Source organism: Micromonospora sp. NPDC049230 (assembly GCF_040647875.1).
Classification (GTDB): domain Bacteria; phylum Actinomycetota; class Actinomycetes; order Mycobacteriales; family Micromonosporaceae; genus Micromonospora.
In genome coordinates, this window is record NZ_JBEZCZ010000030.1 from 23,114 (window position 1) to 37,733 (window position 14,620).

General features: G+C 72.1%; 16 protein-coding genes and 1 pseudogene. 9 read left to right on the top strand and 8 right to left on the bottom strand.

Annotated elements, in window-relative coordinates:
• Positions 1 to 80 precede the first annotated feature (80 nt).
• Positions 81 to 329 carry a hypothetical protein gene (locus AB0A95_RS23360; RefSeq protein ID WP_357557845.1) on the top strand — a complete coding sequence of 83 codons (249 nt, stop codon included), beginning with the start codon at positions 81 to 83 and terminating at the stop codon, positions 327 to 329.
• Between the two features lie 46 nt (positions 330 to 375).
• Here the strand turns inward: AB0A95_RS23360 and AB0A95_RS23365 are convergent, their stop codons facing one another.
• Genes AB0A95_RS23365 through AB0A95_RS23375 form a run of 3 tightly spaced genes read right to left on the bottom strand, consistent with a single transcriptional unit; the run spans position 376 to position 1,898 of the window.
• Positions 376 to 942 (bottom strand): helix-turn-helix domain-containing protein, encoded by a 567-nt coding sequence (locus AB0A95_RS23365; protein WP_357557846.1) that lies wholly within the window; start codon positions 940 to 942, stop codon positions 376 to 378.
• Positions 943 to 946: 4 nt separating this feature from the next.
• Positions 947 to 1,507, bottom strand: coding sequence for a carboxymuconolactone decarboxylase family protein (locus AB0A95_RS23370; RefSeq protein WP_357557847.1), 561 nt, complete (start codon positions 1,505 to 1,507; stop codon positions 947 to 949).
• Positions 1,508 to 1,538: 31 nt separating this feature from the next.
• Positions 1,539 to 1,898 (bottom strand): hypothetical protein, encoded by a 360-nt coding sequence (locus tag AB0A95_RS23375; RefSeq protein WP_357557848.1) that lies wholly within the window; start codon positions 1,896 to 1,898, stop codon positions 1,539 to 1,541.
• A gap of 212 nt (positions 1,899 to 2,110) precedes the next feature.
• Here AB0A95_RS23375 and AB0A95_RS23380 point away from each other — a divergent pair, with 212 nt between their 5' ends.
• The gene (locus AB0A95_RS23380; RefSeq protein WP_357557850.1) at positions 2,111 to 2,890 is read left to right on the top strand and encodes an aldo/keto reductase; all 780 of its coding nucleotides are present in this window, start codon (positions 2,111 to 2,113) and stop codon (positions 2,888 to 2,890) included.
• A gap of 87 nt (positions 2,891 to 2,977) precedes the next feature.
• On the opposite strand, the gene AB0A95_RS23385 is transcribed toward AB0A95_RS23380, so the two are convergent.
• Entirely contained in the window at positions 2,978 to 4,168 is a 1,191-nt protein-coding gene (locus AB0A95_RS23385) for a winged helix DNA-binding domain-containing protein (RefSeq protein WP_357557851.1), read from the bottom strand.
• Between the two features lie 246 nt (positions 4,169 to 4,414).
• On the opposite strand from AB0A95_RS23385, the gene AB0A95_RS23390 reads away from it, so the two are divergent.
• The 3 genes from AB0A95_RS23390 to AB0A95_RS23400 all read left to right on the top strand — a co-directional run bounded on the left by AB0A95_RS23390 (position 4,415) and on the right by AB0A95_RS23400 (position 6,907).
• Positions 4,415 to 5,338 carry a sigma-70 family RNA polymerase sigma factor gene (locus AB0A95_RS23390; RefSeq protein WP_357557853.1) on the top strand — a complete coding sequence of 308 codons (924 nt, stop codon included), beginning with the start codon at positions 4,415 to 4,417 and terminating at the stop codon, positions 5,336 to 5,338.
• A 111-nt stretch (positions 5,339 to 5,449) separates the two neighbouring features.
• Positions 5,450 to 6,334, top strand: coding sequence for an alpha/beta hydrolase (locus AB0A95_RS23395; RefSeq protein ID WP_357557854.1), 885 nt, complete (start codon positions 5,450 to 5,452; stop codon positions 6,332 to 6,334).
• Between the two features lie 111 nt (positions 6,335 to 6,445).
• Complete coding sequence (locus AB0A95_RS23400) at positions 6,446 to 6,907, top strand: DUF5709 domain-containing protein (RefSeq protein WP_357557855.1); 462 nt, start codon at positions 6,446 to 6,448, stop codon at positions 6,905 to 6,907.
• A 54-nt stretch (positions 6,908 to 6,961) separates the two neighbouring features.
• Here AB0A95_RS23400 and AB0A95_RS23405 read toward each other — a convergent pair whose 3' ends face one another.
• Both AB0A95_RS23405 and AB0A95_RS23410 read right to left on the bottom strand, forming a co-directional pair.
• The gene (locus tag AB0A95_RS23405) at positions 6,962 to 8,542 is read right to left on the bottom strand and encodes a DHA2 family efflux MFS transporter permease subunit (RefSeq protein ID WP_357557856.1); all 1,581 of its coding nucleotides are present in this window, start codon (positions 8,540 to 8,542) and stop codon (positions 6,962 to 6,964) included.
• A gap of 107 nt (positions 8,543 to 8,649) precedes the next feature.
• Entirely contained in the window at positions 8,650 to 9,048 is a 399-nt protein-coding gene (locus tag AB0A95_RS23410) for a LysR substrate-binding domain-containing protein (RefSeq protein ID WP_357557857.1), read from the bottom strand.
• On the opposite strand from AB0A95_RS23410, the pseudogene AB0A95_RS23415 reads away from it, so the two are divergent.
• Positions 8,993 to 9,220, top strand: a pseudogene (locus AB0A95_RS23415) (dehydrogenase); the annotation flags it as partial. The gene AB0A95_RS23410 and the pseudogene AB0A95_RS23415 overlap by 56 nt on opposite strands.
• Positions 9,221 to 9,488: 268 nt before the next feature.
• Here the strand turns inward: AB0A95_RS23415 and AB0A95_RS23420 are convergent.
• On the bottom strand, positions 9,489 to 10,739 hold the full coding sequence (locus AB0A95_RS23420) for a DUF222 domain-containing protein (RefSeq protein WP_357557858.1): 1,251 nt from the start codon (positions 10,737 to 10,739) through the stop codon (positions 9,489 to 9,491).
• A gap of 219 nt (positions 10,740 to 10,958) precedes the next feature.
• On the opposite strand from AB0A95_RS23420, the gene AB0A95_RS23425 reads away from it, so the two are divergent.
• Positions 10,959 to 11,792 (top strand): helix-turn-helix transcriptional regulator, encoded by an 834-nt coding sequence (locus AB0A95_RS23425; RefSeq protein ID WP_357557859.1) that lies wholly within the window; start codon positions 10,959 to 10,961, stop codon positions 11,790 to 11,792.
• A 45-nt stretch (positions 11,793 to 11,837) separates the two neighbouring features.
• Here AB0A95_RS23425 and AB0A95_RS23430 read toward each other — a convergent pair whose 3' ends face one another.
• Positions 11,838 to 12,668 carry an AraC family transcriptional regulator gene (locus AB0A95_RS23430; protein ID WP_357557860.1) on the bottom strand — a complete coding sequence of 277 codons (831 nt, stop codon included), beginning with the start codon at positions 12,666 to 12,668 and terminating at the stop codon, positions 11,838 to 11,840.
• A 50-nt stretch (positions 12,669 to 12,718) separates the two neighbouring features.
• On the opposite strand from AB0A95_RS23430, the gene AB0A95_RS23435 reads away from it, so the two are divergent.
• Both AB0A95_RS23435 and AB0A95_RS23440 read left to right on the top strand, forming a co-directional pair.
• Positions 12,719 to 13,141: a DUF2000 domain-containing protein gene (locus AB0A95_RS23435; protein ID WP_357557861.1), complete on the top strand. Its 423-nt coding sequence runs from the start codon at positions 12,719 to 12,721 to the stop codon at positions 13,139 to 13,141.
• 97 nt (positions 13,142 to 13,238) lie between these two features.
• Positions 13,239 to 14,597 (top strand): alginate lyase family protein, encoded by a 1,359-nt coding sequence (locus AB0A95_RS23440; protein WP_357557862.1) that lies wholly within the window; start codon positions 13,239 to 13,241, stop codon positions 14,595 to 14,597.
• Positions 14,598 to 14,620: the final 23 nt, after the last annotated feature.

Consider the following 14,620-nt stretch of genomic DNA (forward strand, 5'->3'; position numbering starts at 1 on the left):
CGAGGCACTGGCACCTGCGGGCGGGCGAGGTCGCCGCGGACCTCGGTGCCGACCAGGACCCGTGGCAGATCCTGGTCGGTGTGGCCGCCGCCGGTGACCGCCCGCAGGACGCGGCCCTGTTGCTCGGCGCGGCGGCGGCGAGCCGGGAGGCGACGGGCCTCCCGCTGGCGCCGGCCGACCGACCCGACGTCGAGCGGGCGACCGCGCTGGCGGTGGCGGGGTTGGGTGTCGAGGACTTCGCCGTGGCCTACGAGCGGGGACGGCGGCTGTCGCCCGAGGAGATCCGTCGCGTCGTTCGGCGCTCGGGCCTGGCGGCCCTGCCCGGTTGACCAGGGCCGAGGCCGCGAGCCACTGCCCCGAGTGACGCGCTTCGGGTCAGGGGCGCAGCGCGTTGAGCACCAGGTCGGCGTACCGACGCCACACCGCCGGGTCACGCTCGTCGAGCACGATGAGCTGCCGGACCGCCCCGCAGAGGAGCACCCGGATGTCCAGCTCCCCGGCGTCCTGGCGGATCTTGCCGGAGGGCCGGACCGCCGCCACCAACTGCCCGATCAGGCCCAGGATGTGCGCGGCGGGCACCAGCCTGCCATCGAAGAACGCGTCGGCGAGGACCCGGTCCCGGGCGAGACGTCCGAACAGGTCGGGCACGAAGGAACACCACTCCCGGTACGCGTCGGCTCCGTCGAGCGCGGCGCGGATGCGCTGCTCCAGCTCCTGGAACTGCTGCTGGACGACCGCGACGACCAGGTCTTCCTTGCTGGGGTAGCTGCGGTAGACCGTCGCGCGGCCCACCCCGGCCCGGTCCGCGACCTGCGGCACCGTCACCTGAAGCCCCTGCTCGGCGAAGAGTTCCCGCGCGGCGGCGATGACCCGCTCCTGGTTCCGACGGGCGTCGAGACGCCGATGGGGAGTGCGCGGGTCGCTCGGGGTGGGCGGGGTCATGGTCTCAGTCTGCCCGTTCGGTCTCGCCGGCCAGCGGCGGCTCGTCGCCGTACACCGTGGTCAGCTCGACGGCGAGCACCGTGGCCACCCGGCCGAACGACCAGTAGTAGCCGATCACCTGGAGCACCTCGACGATCTCGCGCTCGCTGAGGATCTGCCGCACCTGGTCGAAGAGATCATCAGGAATGCGCGGTGACCGCACCACCTCGGCGGCGAACCGGATGAGCGTCCGGTCGTACGCGGAGAGGTGCGGGCTGTCGATGTCCCGGCTGGTGATGATCTCGCGGGTGGCCCGGTCGACGCCGGCCGCCTCGGACATCGGACGGTGTTGGGCCGCCTCGAACTCGCACTCGGTGTACTCGGCCACGGTCAGGATGACCAGTTCCCGCGAGCGGGCGGGCAGCTCCAGCGAGGCGAACTGCGCCCTCGCGAGCTGGATGAACAGTTTCACCGTGCCGATCGAGTGGGTCAGCATCTTGACCATCGGGTCGGGCGGCAGGGCGGACAGGAAGTCGCGGACGTCGGCCGGAATCGCGTTCGGGTCGGGGTCGGCAAGGCGGGGCATGGTTCTCTCCTCTGCTGGTGGTCGAGATGGTTCAGGCGGGCAGGTCGAAACCCGTCTCGCTGAGGTGGCGGAACCGGCCGTCCTCGGCGTACGACCCGAAGATCGCGATCTCCCGTCTGGCGGTCGATCCGTCGACCAGGGTGATCTCGTAGACGTGCCGTTCGGCGTAGTGGAGGCCGTCGCGCAGCTCGTCGAGGACGCACACGGTGCCGCTGACGATCTGGCCGCGTACCCGGGTCACCATCTCGCCGAACTCGGCCCGATCGAGGGTCGCGCCGTCGCTGCGGTGGGTGTAGTCGGGGGCGTAGAACTCGTCCAGCGCCTCAGCCAGGTCGCGTGTCGGCTCGAAGACCACGGCGCGCAGGGCGTCGCTGATCCGTACCGGAATCATGGGGCTCCTCGTGACAGGTGGATCCGGACTCGGAAGTCCGCTTAGCCACCACCGTACCGGACACGCGAGTCCGCTTCCGGTGAGAGTTGTCACTGAGTGCGGGTGGGCGGGGCCGGTCGTAGCGTGGGGCGCACGCGAACCACCACACTGGGCAACGCAGGTCCCGAGGTCGGCGTCATCGGCCTCGGGGCGGGCCGTACACCAACGAGGAGTTGGTCGGCCGGGCGCTGGCCGGCGGTCACCGCGAGCGGGCCGTCCTGGCGACGAAGGCCGGCCTGGTGGTCACCTCCCCCACCGGCGGCCCCGGCAACCTCGCGAAGATCGGCGACAACGGCCGCCCGGAGCACATCCGCGCGGCGATCGACGACAGCCTGCGCCGGCTCGGCACCGACCACGTCGACCTCTACCAGCTACACCGCGTCGACCCGGAGGTGCCGATCGAGGAGTCCTGGGGTGCGATGGCCGAGGCCGTGGCGGCGGGCAAGGCACGCCAGATCGGACTGTCCGAGGTGACGGTGGCCCAGATCGCGCGGGCCCAGGCGGTGCATCCGGTGGCGTCGGTGCAGTCCGAGTTGTCGCTGTGGACCCGCGACCCGCTGGCCGAGGTGCTGCCGTACTGCGTCGAGCAGGGCATCGCCTTCCTGCCCTTCTCCCCGCTCGGTCGTGGTTTCCTCGCCGGTCGGTTCACCTCGTTCGACGACCTGCCCGCCGACGACTTCCGTCGTGGTCTGCCCCGTTTCCAGCAGGAGGCGCTGCGCGCCAACCTCGCCATCGTCGCCCGGGTCCGCGAGATCGCCGACCGGGCCGGGGTCAGCCCGGCACAGGTCGCCCTCGCCTGGGTGGTGGCCCAGGGTGATCGGGTCATCCCGATCCCGGGCAGCAAGACCCCCAAGTACCTGGTGGACAACTGCGCCGCCGGTGACGTGCGGCTCAGCGCCGAGGATCTTGCCGACCTGGACGCGCTGCCCGCACCGGAGGACGGTCGCTACTGAGGCCGCGGCGGCCCGGCACCACCGCGCCGGGCCGCCGCAGTGCCACCGGCGGGCCGACCGGTTCGATGGCCACGCCCTCATCCTGACTCAGGCGTGCGGGCCGACGTCCACTGTGCCGATTGTCAACGACGGCCTGCCCTCCAGAATGTGGCCGACCCGCTCGACCTCCTCGTCCAACGCCCGGCGGCGACCGGCGTCGAGCGCCCGCAGCGGCTCGACGGTGATGCGGATCGTGCGCCCGGAGCGACGCTGGTGCCACACCCCGGCAACCGTCCCGTCCACGAGCAGCACCGGAAAGTTGCCGGCCTGCCCACCGGCCAGCGCCCGCTCGGCGGCGGCACCGGGAAAGAGCTGGTCGCGGGGGTGGCAGCCGACCGCGTACGCGTCGAAGTAGGGCAGTAACCGCAACCCGGACGGCGGATCGTCCGGGAAGTCGCTGTCGCCGGCCGCCACCCACGCCCGCGTGCCGGCGACGGTGACCTCGGTGAGATCCTGCGACTGGAACAACCCGGTCGCCCACCGCTCGGTCACCGACAGCCACCTGGCGAACTGGGCGGGGGTGGCCGGCCCGTACGCGTACAGGTAACGGCGGACGAGGTCGGCCAGCGCCGCCGGGCCGGCCATCGGCGTGAACCCGGGCAGCCAGCGGGCCGGGCTGGTGTAGGTGGTGGCGCGGCCCCGGGCCGGGCCGTGACACATCACCCCGCCCCGGGTGGCGGCCGACATCGCGGCCATCCACCGTGGCCACTTGTCCTGGAACGCCTCCATGACCCGCTCGCCCGCCCAGGCGCCGGTGCGGGCGACGACTTCATCGGTCAGCTCGGCGGTGGTCAGCTCGGCCTCCGCCAACGCGTTGGCAATGGCGGCCAGGACCTGCTCGTGCTGCTCGGGAGTCAACAGCCCCCGGCTCTGCTCCCACGGCGGGGTGGGCATCGCGCACAGCGCGCCGGTCCACATCGGCAGGTCCGTGGCGGCGAGCAGGTGCACCGTCCCGCGCGGCCCACGGGTCTTGACCAGGGTGCGGTCCTCCCAGAGCGCCCGGCGCACCAGCGCACGGGTCGCGCCCGGGACGCGTAGCCCGACGGACAGCTCGGCGGCGGAGGCGACCTGGGCGTGCGCGCCGCACATCGTCGACACCACCTCGGCGACGCGATCGGCGGTCGGGTCGGCAGGCGGCGCGGCGGCTGGGTCTGCGGCCGAGTCGGACGACGCCGGTGCGGTGAGCCCGTGTCGCGCCAGCCGCCGGGCGGACACCTGCGCCCAGCTCAGCTCGGTCACGGCCGGCCCCCGGCGGCCGGGCACGAGGGTGGGGCTTCGAGAGCGCGTCTGGTCATGTCGCCCACGCTATGACCGACGTACGTCACTTTCCGGCAGCCACCGCGGGCGTCGGGGCTCTCCCCCGGTGCCGGCTCCGGGGATCGACACCGTCACCCGTCGTAGGCTGGATACCGGTGACAGGCACCGAACAATACCGACCATACCATCGCGAACAGGACACCACGGGACGTGCAGGAGGACGTACGCGTGACGCAGGGTGACACGGAGCTGGTGCATCTCGCGCAGGCGGGAGACGCGGCGGCGCTCGGCGCGTTGCTGGCCCGCCACGAGGCCGAGATGCGGGCCGTGGCGCTGAGCGTCCTCGGCTACGGACCGGACACCGAGGACGCGGTGCAGGACGCGATGGTGGTGGCGTTGCGCCGCATCGGCGAGGTCCGCGACCCGGCCGCCGTCGGCCCGTGGCTGCGCGCCATCGTGCGCAACAACAGCCGGATGGCCGTGCGCGGGCAGCGGGCCGTCCCGGTCGCCGAGCCGGAGTGGTTCGCCGGCCCCGCCGGCACGCCCACCCCGGAGGAGGCACTGGACCGGGGCGCGATGCGCGACTGGGTGTGGCACGCCATCGGGGAGTTGTCCGAGCCAGACCGGCTGGTCACGCTGCTGCGGTACTTCAGCGACGCATCCTCGTACGAGCAGATCGCGGCCGTGTGCGGCGTGCCGGTCGGCACCGTCCGCAGCCGCCTCAGCCACGCCCGCCGGGCGCTCACCGGCGGCCTGCGGGCGGCGGCGAGCGCGGCGCACGCCGACGTCACCGCGACGAACGCGGCACTGTGGCGGGAGGGCCGCGACATGATCGCCACGGCGATGGGCGGCGACTTCGAGCGGGTGGTCCGCGAGAGCTGGTGGCCGGACGCCGAGATGATCGTGCCGGGTGGCCCGCGTGGCGGCCGTGACCTGGCCGTCGCGGGCATGGACCGCGACCTGACGGCCGGGGTACGCCAGCGGCTGCGCAACGTCGTCGCCAGCGGCGACGTGCTGATCTGGGAAACCGACCTGATCAGCCCGCCCGACGACCCGGAGCACTGCCCACCGGCGGCGCTGTGGTTGCAGGTGCTGCGCGAGGGTCGGGTGCGCCACCTCACCCTCTTCCACCCCGTGCCCGCGCTGCGCTGAGAAACTTTTCGGACCGAGCGAACTTTCTTCCCGAGCCACGCATCTGGTTCGCGTCAGGCACCAGTCGCCGTGTCGGCAACGCCGCACGGGTCTCGGATCGGGAGATAGCTCATGGGTTCCACCCACCACGACGTCAGCGCCCTCGCACCGGGTGCCCACACGTTCCTCCTCGACGGCGTTCGGCAGGTCTACCACGTCGCCGGCAGCGGTCCGGTGTGCGTGGCGCACTCCGGCGGCCCCGGCATCGAGTGGGCGTACCTGCGGACGCCCAGCCTGGAGGAGCACTTCACGATGGTGTACGTCGAACCGGTCGGCACGGGTGCGTCGGGGCGGCTCGACGACCCCGCCGACTACCGTCTCGACACGTATGTCCGGTTCCTCGACGCCGTCGTCGAGCACCTCGGCGAACCCCGGGTGTACCTCCTCGGTCACTCGCACGGCGGTTTCGTCATCCAGCGCTACGCGCTCGCACACCCGGACCGGGTCGCCGGCCTCGCCCTGTACGACACCTCGCCCGTCACCGGTGCCGAGTTCTGGGCCGAGGCGATGGCCGAGCTCGCCGCGTACCCGCAGCGGCACCCGGACCGGCCGGAGGCGGCGGCGGTGCCGGCCGCGTTCGGGCAGATCGGCGCCGCCACCGACGACGAGTCGCTGGCGACCGCCCTGCGCGCCGCCCTTCCGGTCTACTTCGCGGACTTCTGGGGCCGGCAGGACGAATTCGCACCGCTTCAGGCCGCTGTCCGGGTCTCGTTCGCGCCGGCGACCGCGCAGGATCCGGCGCCCTTCGACGTGCGGGAGAACCTGGCCGAGATCATCGCTCCCGCCGTGGTGATCGTCGGCGCGTACGACTTCATCTGCCCTCCGCGCCGCGCCGAGGAGCTGCACGCGGGCCTGAAGGACTCGCGGCTGGTGCTGCTGGAGCACAGCGGGCACTTCGCGCACATCGAGCAGCCGGTGGAGTTCACCGAGGCCGTGGTGGAGCTGCTCACGCGCTGAACCGGTGCGTCCCCAGGTCGGTTCGTCACAGCGGGCAGGCCTCGGGGTGCGCTCGCGTTGCACGGTCATAGGCTTGGCACTTTGGTGCACCGTAACGAAGAGGAGACCGCCGTGAGCCAGACCGAGCGGATGGATTCCGTCGACGAGTGGAACGTGGCCGAGGACGACGGCGTCCTGGACGCCTCGGACACCCTCGACGACGACCGGGTCGGTGACCCCCTGGACACCGGCATCGTCGCCGAGGATCACTGGACCGCGGCCAACCGGTTCGGCACCACGCCGGCCGAGGAGCGCGCCGGTGAGTCCCTGGCGCAGCACCTCGCCCAGGAGGTGCCGGATGTCGACCCGTACGCCGAGGGCGACGACGACGAGGACGAGCTGACCCGCCGGGGGTACGAGAGCGAGGCGCGCGCGGGCCGTCTCGTCGCCTACGACGAGGGCGTCCGCGAGGACGACGAAGCCGATTCGGTCGCCTGGGACGCCGGGATCGACGCGGGCGCGGCCAGCGCCGAGGAAGCGGCGGTCCACGTGGTCGAGGAGCCGGACGGACTCGGCGACGGCCCGTTGCGCTGACGCCGTACCCGCCGCGCTCGGCACCGCACGGGGTGCCGGGCGCGGCGGGGTCGGTCAGTGGATGACGACGGGCGTCTTGACCTGCTCGCCCGGCGCGTCGTCGAGCCGCGCCGGCTGACGTCGGCGCGGCAGCAGGGCCGCCGGGACGAACGTGAGCACGACAAGCGCGAACGCGACCCAGAACGTGCTGGCGAACGACTTGGCGGCGAAGTCGAGCCCGCGCTCGATGATCGACGGGTCCACCGGCATCTGCTGGAGCAGCTCCGGTCGCTGCTGGGAGGCGATGGCCAGCCCGGCCTCGGTGATCGGCTTGCCGCTCTCGTCGACCAGGCCGGGGATCGGCCGGGAACCGTTCAGCTCGTTGGTGAGGATCACCGACATCACGGCGGCGCCGACCGAGCCGCCGATCTGCTGGAGGATGTTGACAAGGGTCGAGCCGCGCGCCACGTCGTTGGCCGACAACGTCCGCAGCGCCGACGTCATGATCGGCATCATCGTGCCGCCCATGCCCAGGCCCATCACGAACAGCGAGCCTTCGAGCATCAGGTACGAGGTCTGCGGGTCGACCTGGGTGAAGCTGAAGAACCCGACGACGATGAGCGCCAGCGCGAACGGAACGGTCCGGCCGATCGGCACCCGGTCGGCCAGCATGCCGGCGATCGGCATGGTGATCATCGCGCCGATGCCCTGCGGGGCCATCAGCAGGCCGGCGGTCAGCGTCGACTCGCCGCGCACCTGCAGGAAGTAGCTCGGGAACAGCAGGCCGGCGCCCATGAACGCGATGATGAACACGAACAGCGTCAGCGACGCGATGGTCAGGCTGCGGTTGCGGAACAGCCGCAGGTCGAGCAGCGGGTGCCGCGGCTTGAACGAGTAGAGCACGAACGCCACCACGAGCGCCCCGCCGACAAGCATCGGAGCCCACACCTTCGCCGCGGCGAAGGTGCCCGCCTCCGGCAGCGACGACACGCCGTAGAGGAAGAGGGCCAGACCCGGCGAGAGCATCAGCATGCCGACGAAGTCGAACGACTCGGACGGCTCGGGGGCGTCCTTCGGCAGGGCCATCTGCGCATAGATCAGCGCGACCACGCCGATCGGCAGGTTGATCAGGAAGATCCAGTGCCAGCTCGCGGTGTCGATCAGCCAGCCGCCGAGGATCGGGCCGCCGATCGGGCCGAGCAGCATCGGGATGCCGAGGACGGCCATCAGCCGGCCGATGCGGTGCGGGCCGGCCGCGCGGGTCATGATGGTCATGCCCAGCGGCATGAGCATGCCGCCGCCGAGGCCCTGGAGCACGCGGTAGCCGATCAGCTCGCCGATCGTGTCGGCGGTGGCGCAGAGCCCCGACCCGATCGTGAACAGGGCCAACGCCACCATGTAAAGGCGTTTGGTGCCGAACCGGTCGGCCGCCCAGCCGCTGAGCGGGATCACTGTGGCCAGGGCAAGGGTGTAGGCGGTCATCGTCCACGCCACGCGGGCATAGGACGCGTCGAACTCGCTCTGGAATTTGGGCAGCGCCACGCTGACCACAGTCACGTCGAGGATCGACATGATCGCGCCGAGGACGACGACGCCGGCCACCTTGAGCACCGCGGCGTCGAGTTTGTCCGATGTCGCGACGGATTGCTGTGTCACTAACTCTCCTGAGGTCGATTGAGCGCCGGATGGTGGGTGGTGGCGACGTGCCGCGCCTACACCGGCGCGTGACGCGACGTACCGGGGGCACGACGCGCGCTGGCAGACTAACCGCCAGTTGTGACGGTTCGCCGCCGGGTTTCGTGACGGCCCGCGGCGAAGACCCGATCGGCCGTCCCGTTGCGGCCGGGGCGGCGGGGCGGCGGCAGGTCGGGCAGCGCCGTGACGTCGGCCATCCGCACCTGGGCCGGGGCGGCGAGGGGGTGCCCGGCCGGCAGGACCACAACCTGTCCCTCCGTGCTCAGCTCCTCGGTGTCCAGTCCGACCGTCGAATCGAACGGCCGGTGCAGCAGCGCCACGTCCGCCCGCCCGTCGCGCAACAGTCGCTCCTGCTCGCCGATCCCGCACAGCGAGTTGGCGACAGGCCCGCTCGCCGTCGCGGACGCGCCGTCGAAGACGTTCCTCAACGCCGTCACCGTTCGGTACGCCACGGAACGGCGCGACACGAACGTCCTGATCAACGCCGCCTGCCCCGGCTTCGTCGCGACCGACCTCAACGGCTTGCGCGGCGTGCGTACCCCCGAACAGGGCGCGGCGATCGCAATCCGACTCGCGACCCTGCCCGACCACAGGCCTACCGGCGGGTTCTTCGAGGACGCCGGTGTGGTGCCCTGGTGATCAATCGCTCTGCCTACCGCATTAGCTGAGCGGACGTGGGGGATGCCGAGCCCTGGTCGCACGCCGCTCACCGCCTCGCATCCGGGCAGGCGCGGGACGTGCCGGCCCCTGGCCGCGCACCCTCGCACCGCCCCGGTGTCTGGCGGGGCCGTGCGGAGTCCTGGTCGCGCGCCCCTCTCGGCCCCCGTGGCCGCGTGAAACGAGGACGCGCGGTGCTGGCCGCTCGGTCGGCCCGCTGACCGGGGTGCTTGCTGCGTGCGGGTGGTGCTCACGTTCGTCGGTGGTAGTGGTTGCGCCGAGGGAGTTGGTCGGGGTCGAGCCAGGCGGGTGGGATGAATTCGGGGTGGCCGTCGCCGCCGAGGCGCACGACCCAGTCGCTGTGGTGCAGGTGCCGGTGGTGGTGGCCGCAGAGCAGGACGGCGTTGGTGAGGCTGGTGTCGCCGCCGTCGGCCCAGTGGTGGATGTGGTGGGCGTCGCACCAGCGTGGTGGGCGGTCGCAGCCGGGGAAGGCGCAGCCACCGTCACGGAGCACCAGGGCTCGCCGGAGGGGGCCGGTGATGAGGCGGCGTTGTCGGCCGAGGTCGAGTGGCTGGCTGGCCCCGCTGAGGACGGCGGGAAGAATGGCGGCGTCGCAGGCGAGTCGACGCACGGCCTCGGGGGTGAGGTGTAGGCCGGTGTCGAGGGTGCCGCTGCCCAGTTGCCGGGTCAGACTGTCGTAGCTGGTGGTGACAACGATCTGGGCGGAATCCCCGCCGTGCTCGGGCAACTCGCCGGTGCGCAGGGCGAGGCGGCACACGTCGCCGAGGGCGTCGTGCCGGCGTTGCCCGGGACACCGCTGGTCATCGAGGCCCGAGGGTGCGCTGAGTGGGTCGATGGCGGCGCGGAGCAGCCCGGCGGTCTCGGTGTCGAGGATGCCGGTGAGTCGCAGGCGGCCGTCGGTGAGGGCGGAGAGGGTGAGGTGGCGATCGCGGGTGGCATGGCGGGCTTCGGCGTCCAGGGCGGCCTTGGCGGCGGCGTCGGCGATGTCGGGTGCGACGTGGTCGAGGATGCGGGTGCCGAGTTTGCGTAAGACGGTGGGGTCGAACTGGCCAGCCCACCGGACGAGCATGCCAAGGGCTTTGTCGGCGGCCTCGGGACCGGCGGTGGTTCGCACGGTGTCGACCGCGTCGCCGATGACCCGGGCCTGGTCCACGGTGAGGTGACCACCGGCCAGTGCGTGGCGTACCCCAGGGTTGCCGGTGTCCAGGACGGCGGCGAGGTCGACCAGCCGGCGGGCGGCGGGAACGGTGAGGCGCAGTCGCTCGCGCAGCCACACCGCTGTGCTGGACGCGCCGTGCGCGTGGGCGGTGCCGCGACCATCGATCTCGCGGATCAGAGCGAGCTTCACGGCGGCGAGGCGTTGCTCCAGGCGGTGCGCGGCGTCCAGCGCCGCGATCAGCTCCTCCTCGGCGAGGGCCCAGGTGGTGCCGTCGACGCAGGCGGCGACCGCGTCGTCTGCCAGCGCCAACTCCTCAACCATGACCAGACACTAGAACAGGTGTACGACACTTCCATTCATCATGATCCATCCTCGACAGGCCCGCGCACTGACTCACCGGGCGACCCGGAACACGCCGGGGGTCCAGGCTGTCCGCTGACGGAACACCGCACCCCTGCCCGCCTGTTGCACCTGACGTGCCGACCACCGCCGGCACCCGCCAACCCACCAATCCGACTCCGGGTGGAAGGATGAGGCACCGTGGACCGCGTCCCGCTCGCCAGTTTTCTGCGCACCCGCCGCGAGGCACTTCAGCCCGAGGACGTCGGGTTGCCGCGGGGCCCGCGTCGGCGCACCGGTGGGCTACGGCGCGAGGAAGTCGCCACGTTGAGCGGTATGTCCACCGACTACTACAGCCGGCTGGAGCAGCGGCGCGGGCCGCGCCCCTCGGAGCAGATGCTCGCCGCGCTGGCTCGTGGCCTGCGGCTCTCGCTGGCCGAGCGGGATCACCTGTTCCAGCTCGCGGGCCACGCGATCCCCCACCGGACGGTACGGGCCGAGCACGTCAACCCCGGCATGATGCGGATCCTCGACCGGATGCACGACACACCGGCCCAGGTGGTGAACCACCTCGGGGAGACCCTGGCGCAGACCGCCCCGGCCGTTGCCCTGCTCGGCGACGAGATGCGGCACACCGGGCTGGCCCGCAGCGCGCACCACCGCTGGTTCACCGACCCGACGGCACGGCAACTGCGCCCGCAGGAGGACCACCCCACGCAGAGCCGGCTGCTCGTGGCGAGCCTGCACGCCTCGTACACCCGCGACGGCCGGGGGTCGCGGGCGGCGGCGCTCGTCGACGACCTGTTGGCCCGCAGCGCGGAGTTCGCCCGGCTGTGGCGGGAGCACCCGGTGCCGGCCGGCCACTGCCCGCCGAAGCGCTTCCTGCACCCGGAGGTCGGTGCGTTGGAGCTGCACTGTCAGACCCTGGTGGACCCGGACGAGTCCCAGACGCTGCTGGTCTTCACCGCCGTGCCCGGCTCGGCGAGTGACGAGAAACTGCGGCTGCTCGCCGTCGTCGGCGGCCAGCTGGTCTGACCGCTTCCAGCCACCGCCGCAGCGGCCAGCCACCGCCGCAAGCGGTCAGCCGTCGCCGCAGCGCTCGGCCCGCCACCTGGCGTCCGGGTAGCGCGCCGGGCTGACGCCCAGGTGCCGCCGGAAGTGGCGGGTCAGGTGCGCCTGGTCGAAGAAGCCGGCCGCGATGGCGGCCGTCGCGGGCCGCTGCCCGGCGAGCAGCAGGCGGCGTGCCAGCTCGACCCGACGACCGGTCAGGTACGAGTGGGGTGGCACCCCGTGCACCTGGGTGAACGTACGGACCAGGTGGGTCGGGTGGGCGTGTAGCAGCTCGGCGGCCTCCCCCAGCGTGACGCCCTCGACGGTCCGGGCGTCCAGCAGCTCCCGCAGTCGGGCCGCGAGGCTACCGGCGGGCGGTGCGACGCTGGCCGGGGTGCGCTTGTGGAGCTGCCCGCGCAGGCGGCCCAGGATGAGCGCGAGCCGACTCTCGGCCTCGAACTCGTCACCGGGTGCGGCCAGCACCCGGTGCAGGTGGTCGATCCGGTCTCGCAGCCCGGGGTCGCCCAGGTCCGGCTCGTCGACCGCCCGACCGACCAGTTCGGGGCCGAGTGCCGACGTGTCGAGGTACAGGACCCGCTTGCGGAAACCGTTCTCGGTGGCGGAACGACCGTCGTGCGACACGTACGGCGGCAGCAGGGTGACCGAGGTGCGCAGCGCGCCGTGCCGGTGTCGGTCGAGGTCGAAGCGGACCGCGCCGTCGTCGACGATCAGCAGTGTCCACACGTCGTGGACGTGCCGGGGGTAGGCGTGGCCCACGAAATGGGCGTGGAAGACCTCGGCGACCCCGGCTACCGCAGGTCGCCACGCGCTGACGTGCGAGCCCGGCGGGCGGGTGACCACGCTAAGAACGTACAAGACCGGTAGGTGTCGCGGCGGGCAGGCTCGACGCCATGAGCGAACCCATCCGATTTCCCACCAAGATCGCCGTGCTGCTGCGTGACGACCTGGCGAGCTGGCAGCGGCTCAACGTGACCGCCTTCCTGGTCAGTGGCATCGCGAACGCCGTGCCGGAGCTGCTCGGCGAGGAGTACCGCGACGCGGACGGCACCGCGTACCTGCCGATGTTCGGCCAGCCGGTGCTGGTCTTCGCCGGTGACCGGGCGACGCTTCTCGGCGCGCACTCGCGCGCCCTGGCCCGCGGGTTGCGGGTGGCGGTCTTCACGTCGGAGTTGTTCGCCACCGGCAACGACCGGGACAACCGGGCCGCCGTGCAGGCCGTCGGCCGGGACAAGCTCGACCTGGTGGGCCTGGCGCTGCACGCCCCGCGCAACGTGGTGGACAAGGTGCTCAAGGGTGCGTCCATGCACCCGTAACGGCATCCGTGGCGACGAAGACATTGATATCGGTGCACACCACTGTAATGATTAACACACTTTACAGTTGGCTTCGCCGCCCCGGAAGGACCCCGACATGGCGCGACGACTGGCCGGGCCCACACCCCGCCCCCGCATCCGCCTGACCGCCGCGCTCGCGGCGGCCCTGCTCGCCGTACCGACCGCCCTGGTGGTCGGCGTCGCTCCCGCCGCGGCGGCGGCGACGGGCGCCATCACCGGGTACGGCGGCAAGTGCCTCGACGCGACCGGCCAGAGTTCCGCCGACGGCACGCCGCTACAGATCTGGAGTTGCACAGGCACCACCAACCAGACCTGGACGCTGCCCACCGGCGGCACCACACCACCCCCGTCCGGTGGTTTCACGCACCCCGGTGTGCTGGTCAGCCGGGGGCAGCTCGACTTCGTCCGCGGCCGGGTGCGGGCCGGCGCGCAGCCGTGGGCGTCGGCCTACAGCCAGATGATGAGCAGCAGGTACGCGTCCCTGTCGCGCACCCCGACACCCCGCTCGGTGGTCGAGTGCGGGTCGTACTCCAACCCGAACAACGGCTGCACCGACGAGCGCGAGGACGCCATCGCCGCGTACACCGACGCCCTCGCCTGGTACCTCACCGGCGACGCCCGGTACGCGCAGAAGTCGATCCAGCTCATGGACGCCTGGTCGGCCACGATCACCGCGCACACCGGCAGCAACGGCCCGTTGCAGACCGGCTGGGCCGCCTCGGTCTGGCCCCGGGCCGCCGAGATCATCAAGTACACGTACACGGGCTGGCCCAACGCCAACCGGTTCGCCACCATGCTGCGCACCGTGTACCTGCCGGTGCTGCGCAACGGCTCGAACAGCAATGGCAACTGGGAACTGACAATGATGGAGGCCGCCGTCGGCATCGCGGTCTTCCTGGAGGACCGCAGCGCCTACGACGCGGCGGTCACCCGCTTCCTCAACCGCACCCGGGCCTTCGTCTACCTGCCCAGCGACGGCGCCCTGCCGTACACGGTGCCCGGCAGCGGCCTGGACACCAGCTCGGAGATCGTCGGCTACTGGCAGGGCCAGTCCACCTTCGTCGCCGGCCTCGCCCAGGAGACCTGCCGCGACTTCGTCCACACCGGCTACGGGATCTCCGCCATCTCGCACGTCGCGGAGACCTCCCGCATCCAGGGACGCGACCTGTACCCGCAGGTCGGTGAGCGGTTGCGGCAGGCACTCGGCTTCCACTCGCGCTACCAGCTCGGCGAGGCGCCGCCCTCCTGGCTCTGTGGTGGCAGCCTCACCCGGGGCCTCGGCCCGATCACCGAGGTCGGCTTCAACGCGATGAGCAACCGGCTGGGCAACGTCATGACCAACACGCAGACGCTCACGCTGCAACAGCGACCGGCCGGCAGCAACAACCTGTTCGTCGCCTGGGAGACGCTGACCCACGCCAACAACCCCAACTGATCCCGGCCACCGTGGGTCGACGC

Coding starts and splice junctions, on each gene's coding strand:
- AB0A95_RS23365 (WP_357557846.1), bottom strand. CDS start 942: ATGACCCCGCCCACCCCGAGCGACCCGCGCACTCCCCATCGGCGTCTC.
- AB0A95_RS23370 (WP_357557847.1), bottom strand. CDS start 1,507: ATGCCCCGCCTTGCCGACCCCGACCCGAACGCGATTCCGGCCGACGTC.
- AB0A95_RS23375 (WP_357557848.1), bottom strand. CDS start 1,898: ATGATTCCGGTACGGATCAGCGACGCCCTGCGCGCCGTGGTCTTCGAG.
- AB0A95_RS23395 (WP_357557854.1), top strand. CDS start 5,450: ATGGGTTCCACCCACCACGACGTCAGCGCCCTCGCACCGGGTGCCCAC.
- AB0A95_RS23420 (WP_357557858.1), bottom strand. CDS start 10,739: ATGGTTGAGGAGTTGGCGCTGGCAGACGACGCGGTCGCCGCCTGCGTC.
- AB0A95_RS23435 (WP_357557861.1), top strand. CDS start 12,719: ATGAGCGAACCCATCCGATTTCCCACCAAGATCGCCGTGCTGCTGCGT.
- AB0A95_RS23440 (WP_357557862.1), top strand. CDS start 13,239: ATGGCGCGACGACTGGCCGGGCCCACACCCCGCCCCCGCATCCGCCTG.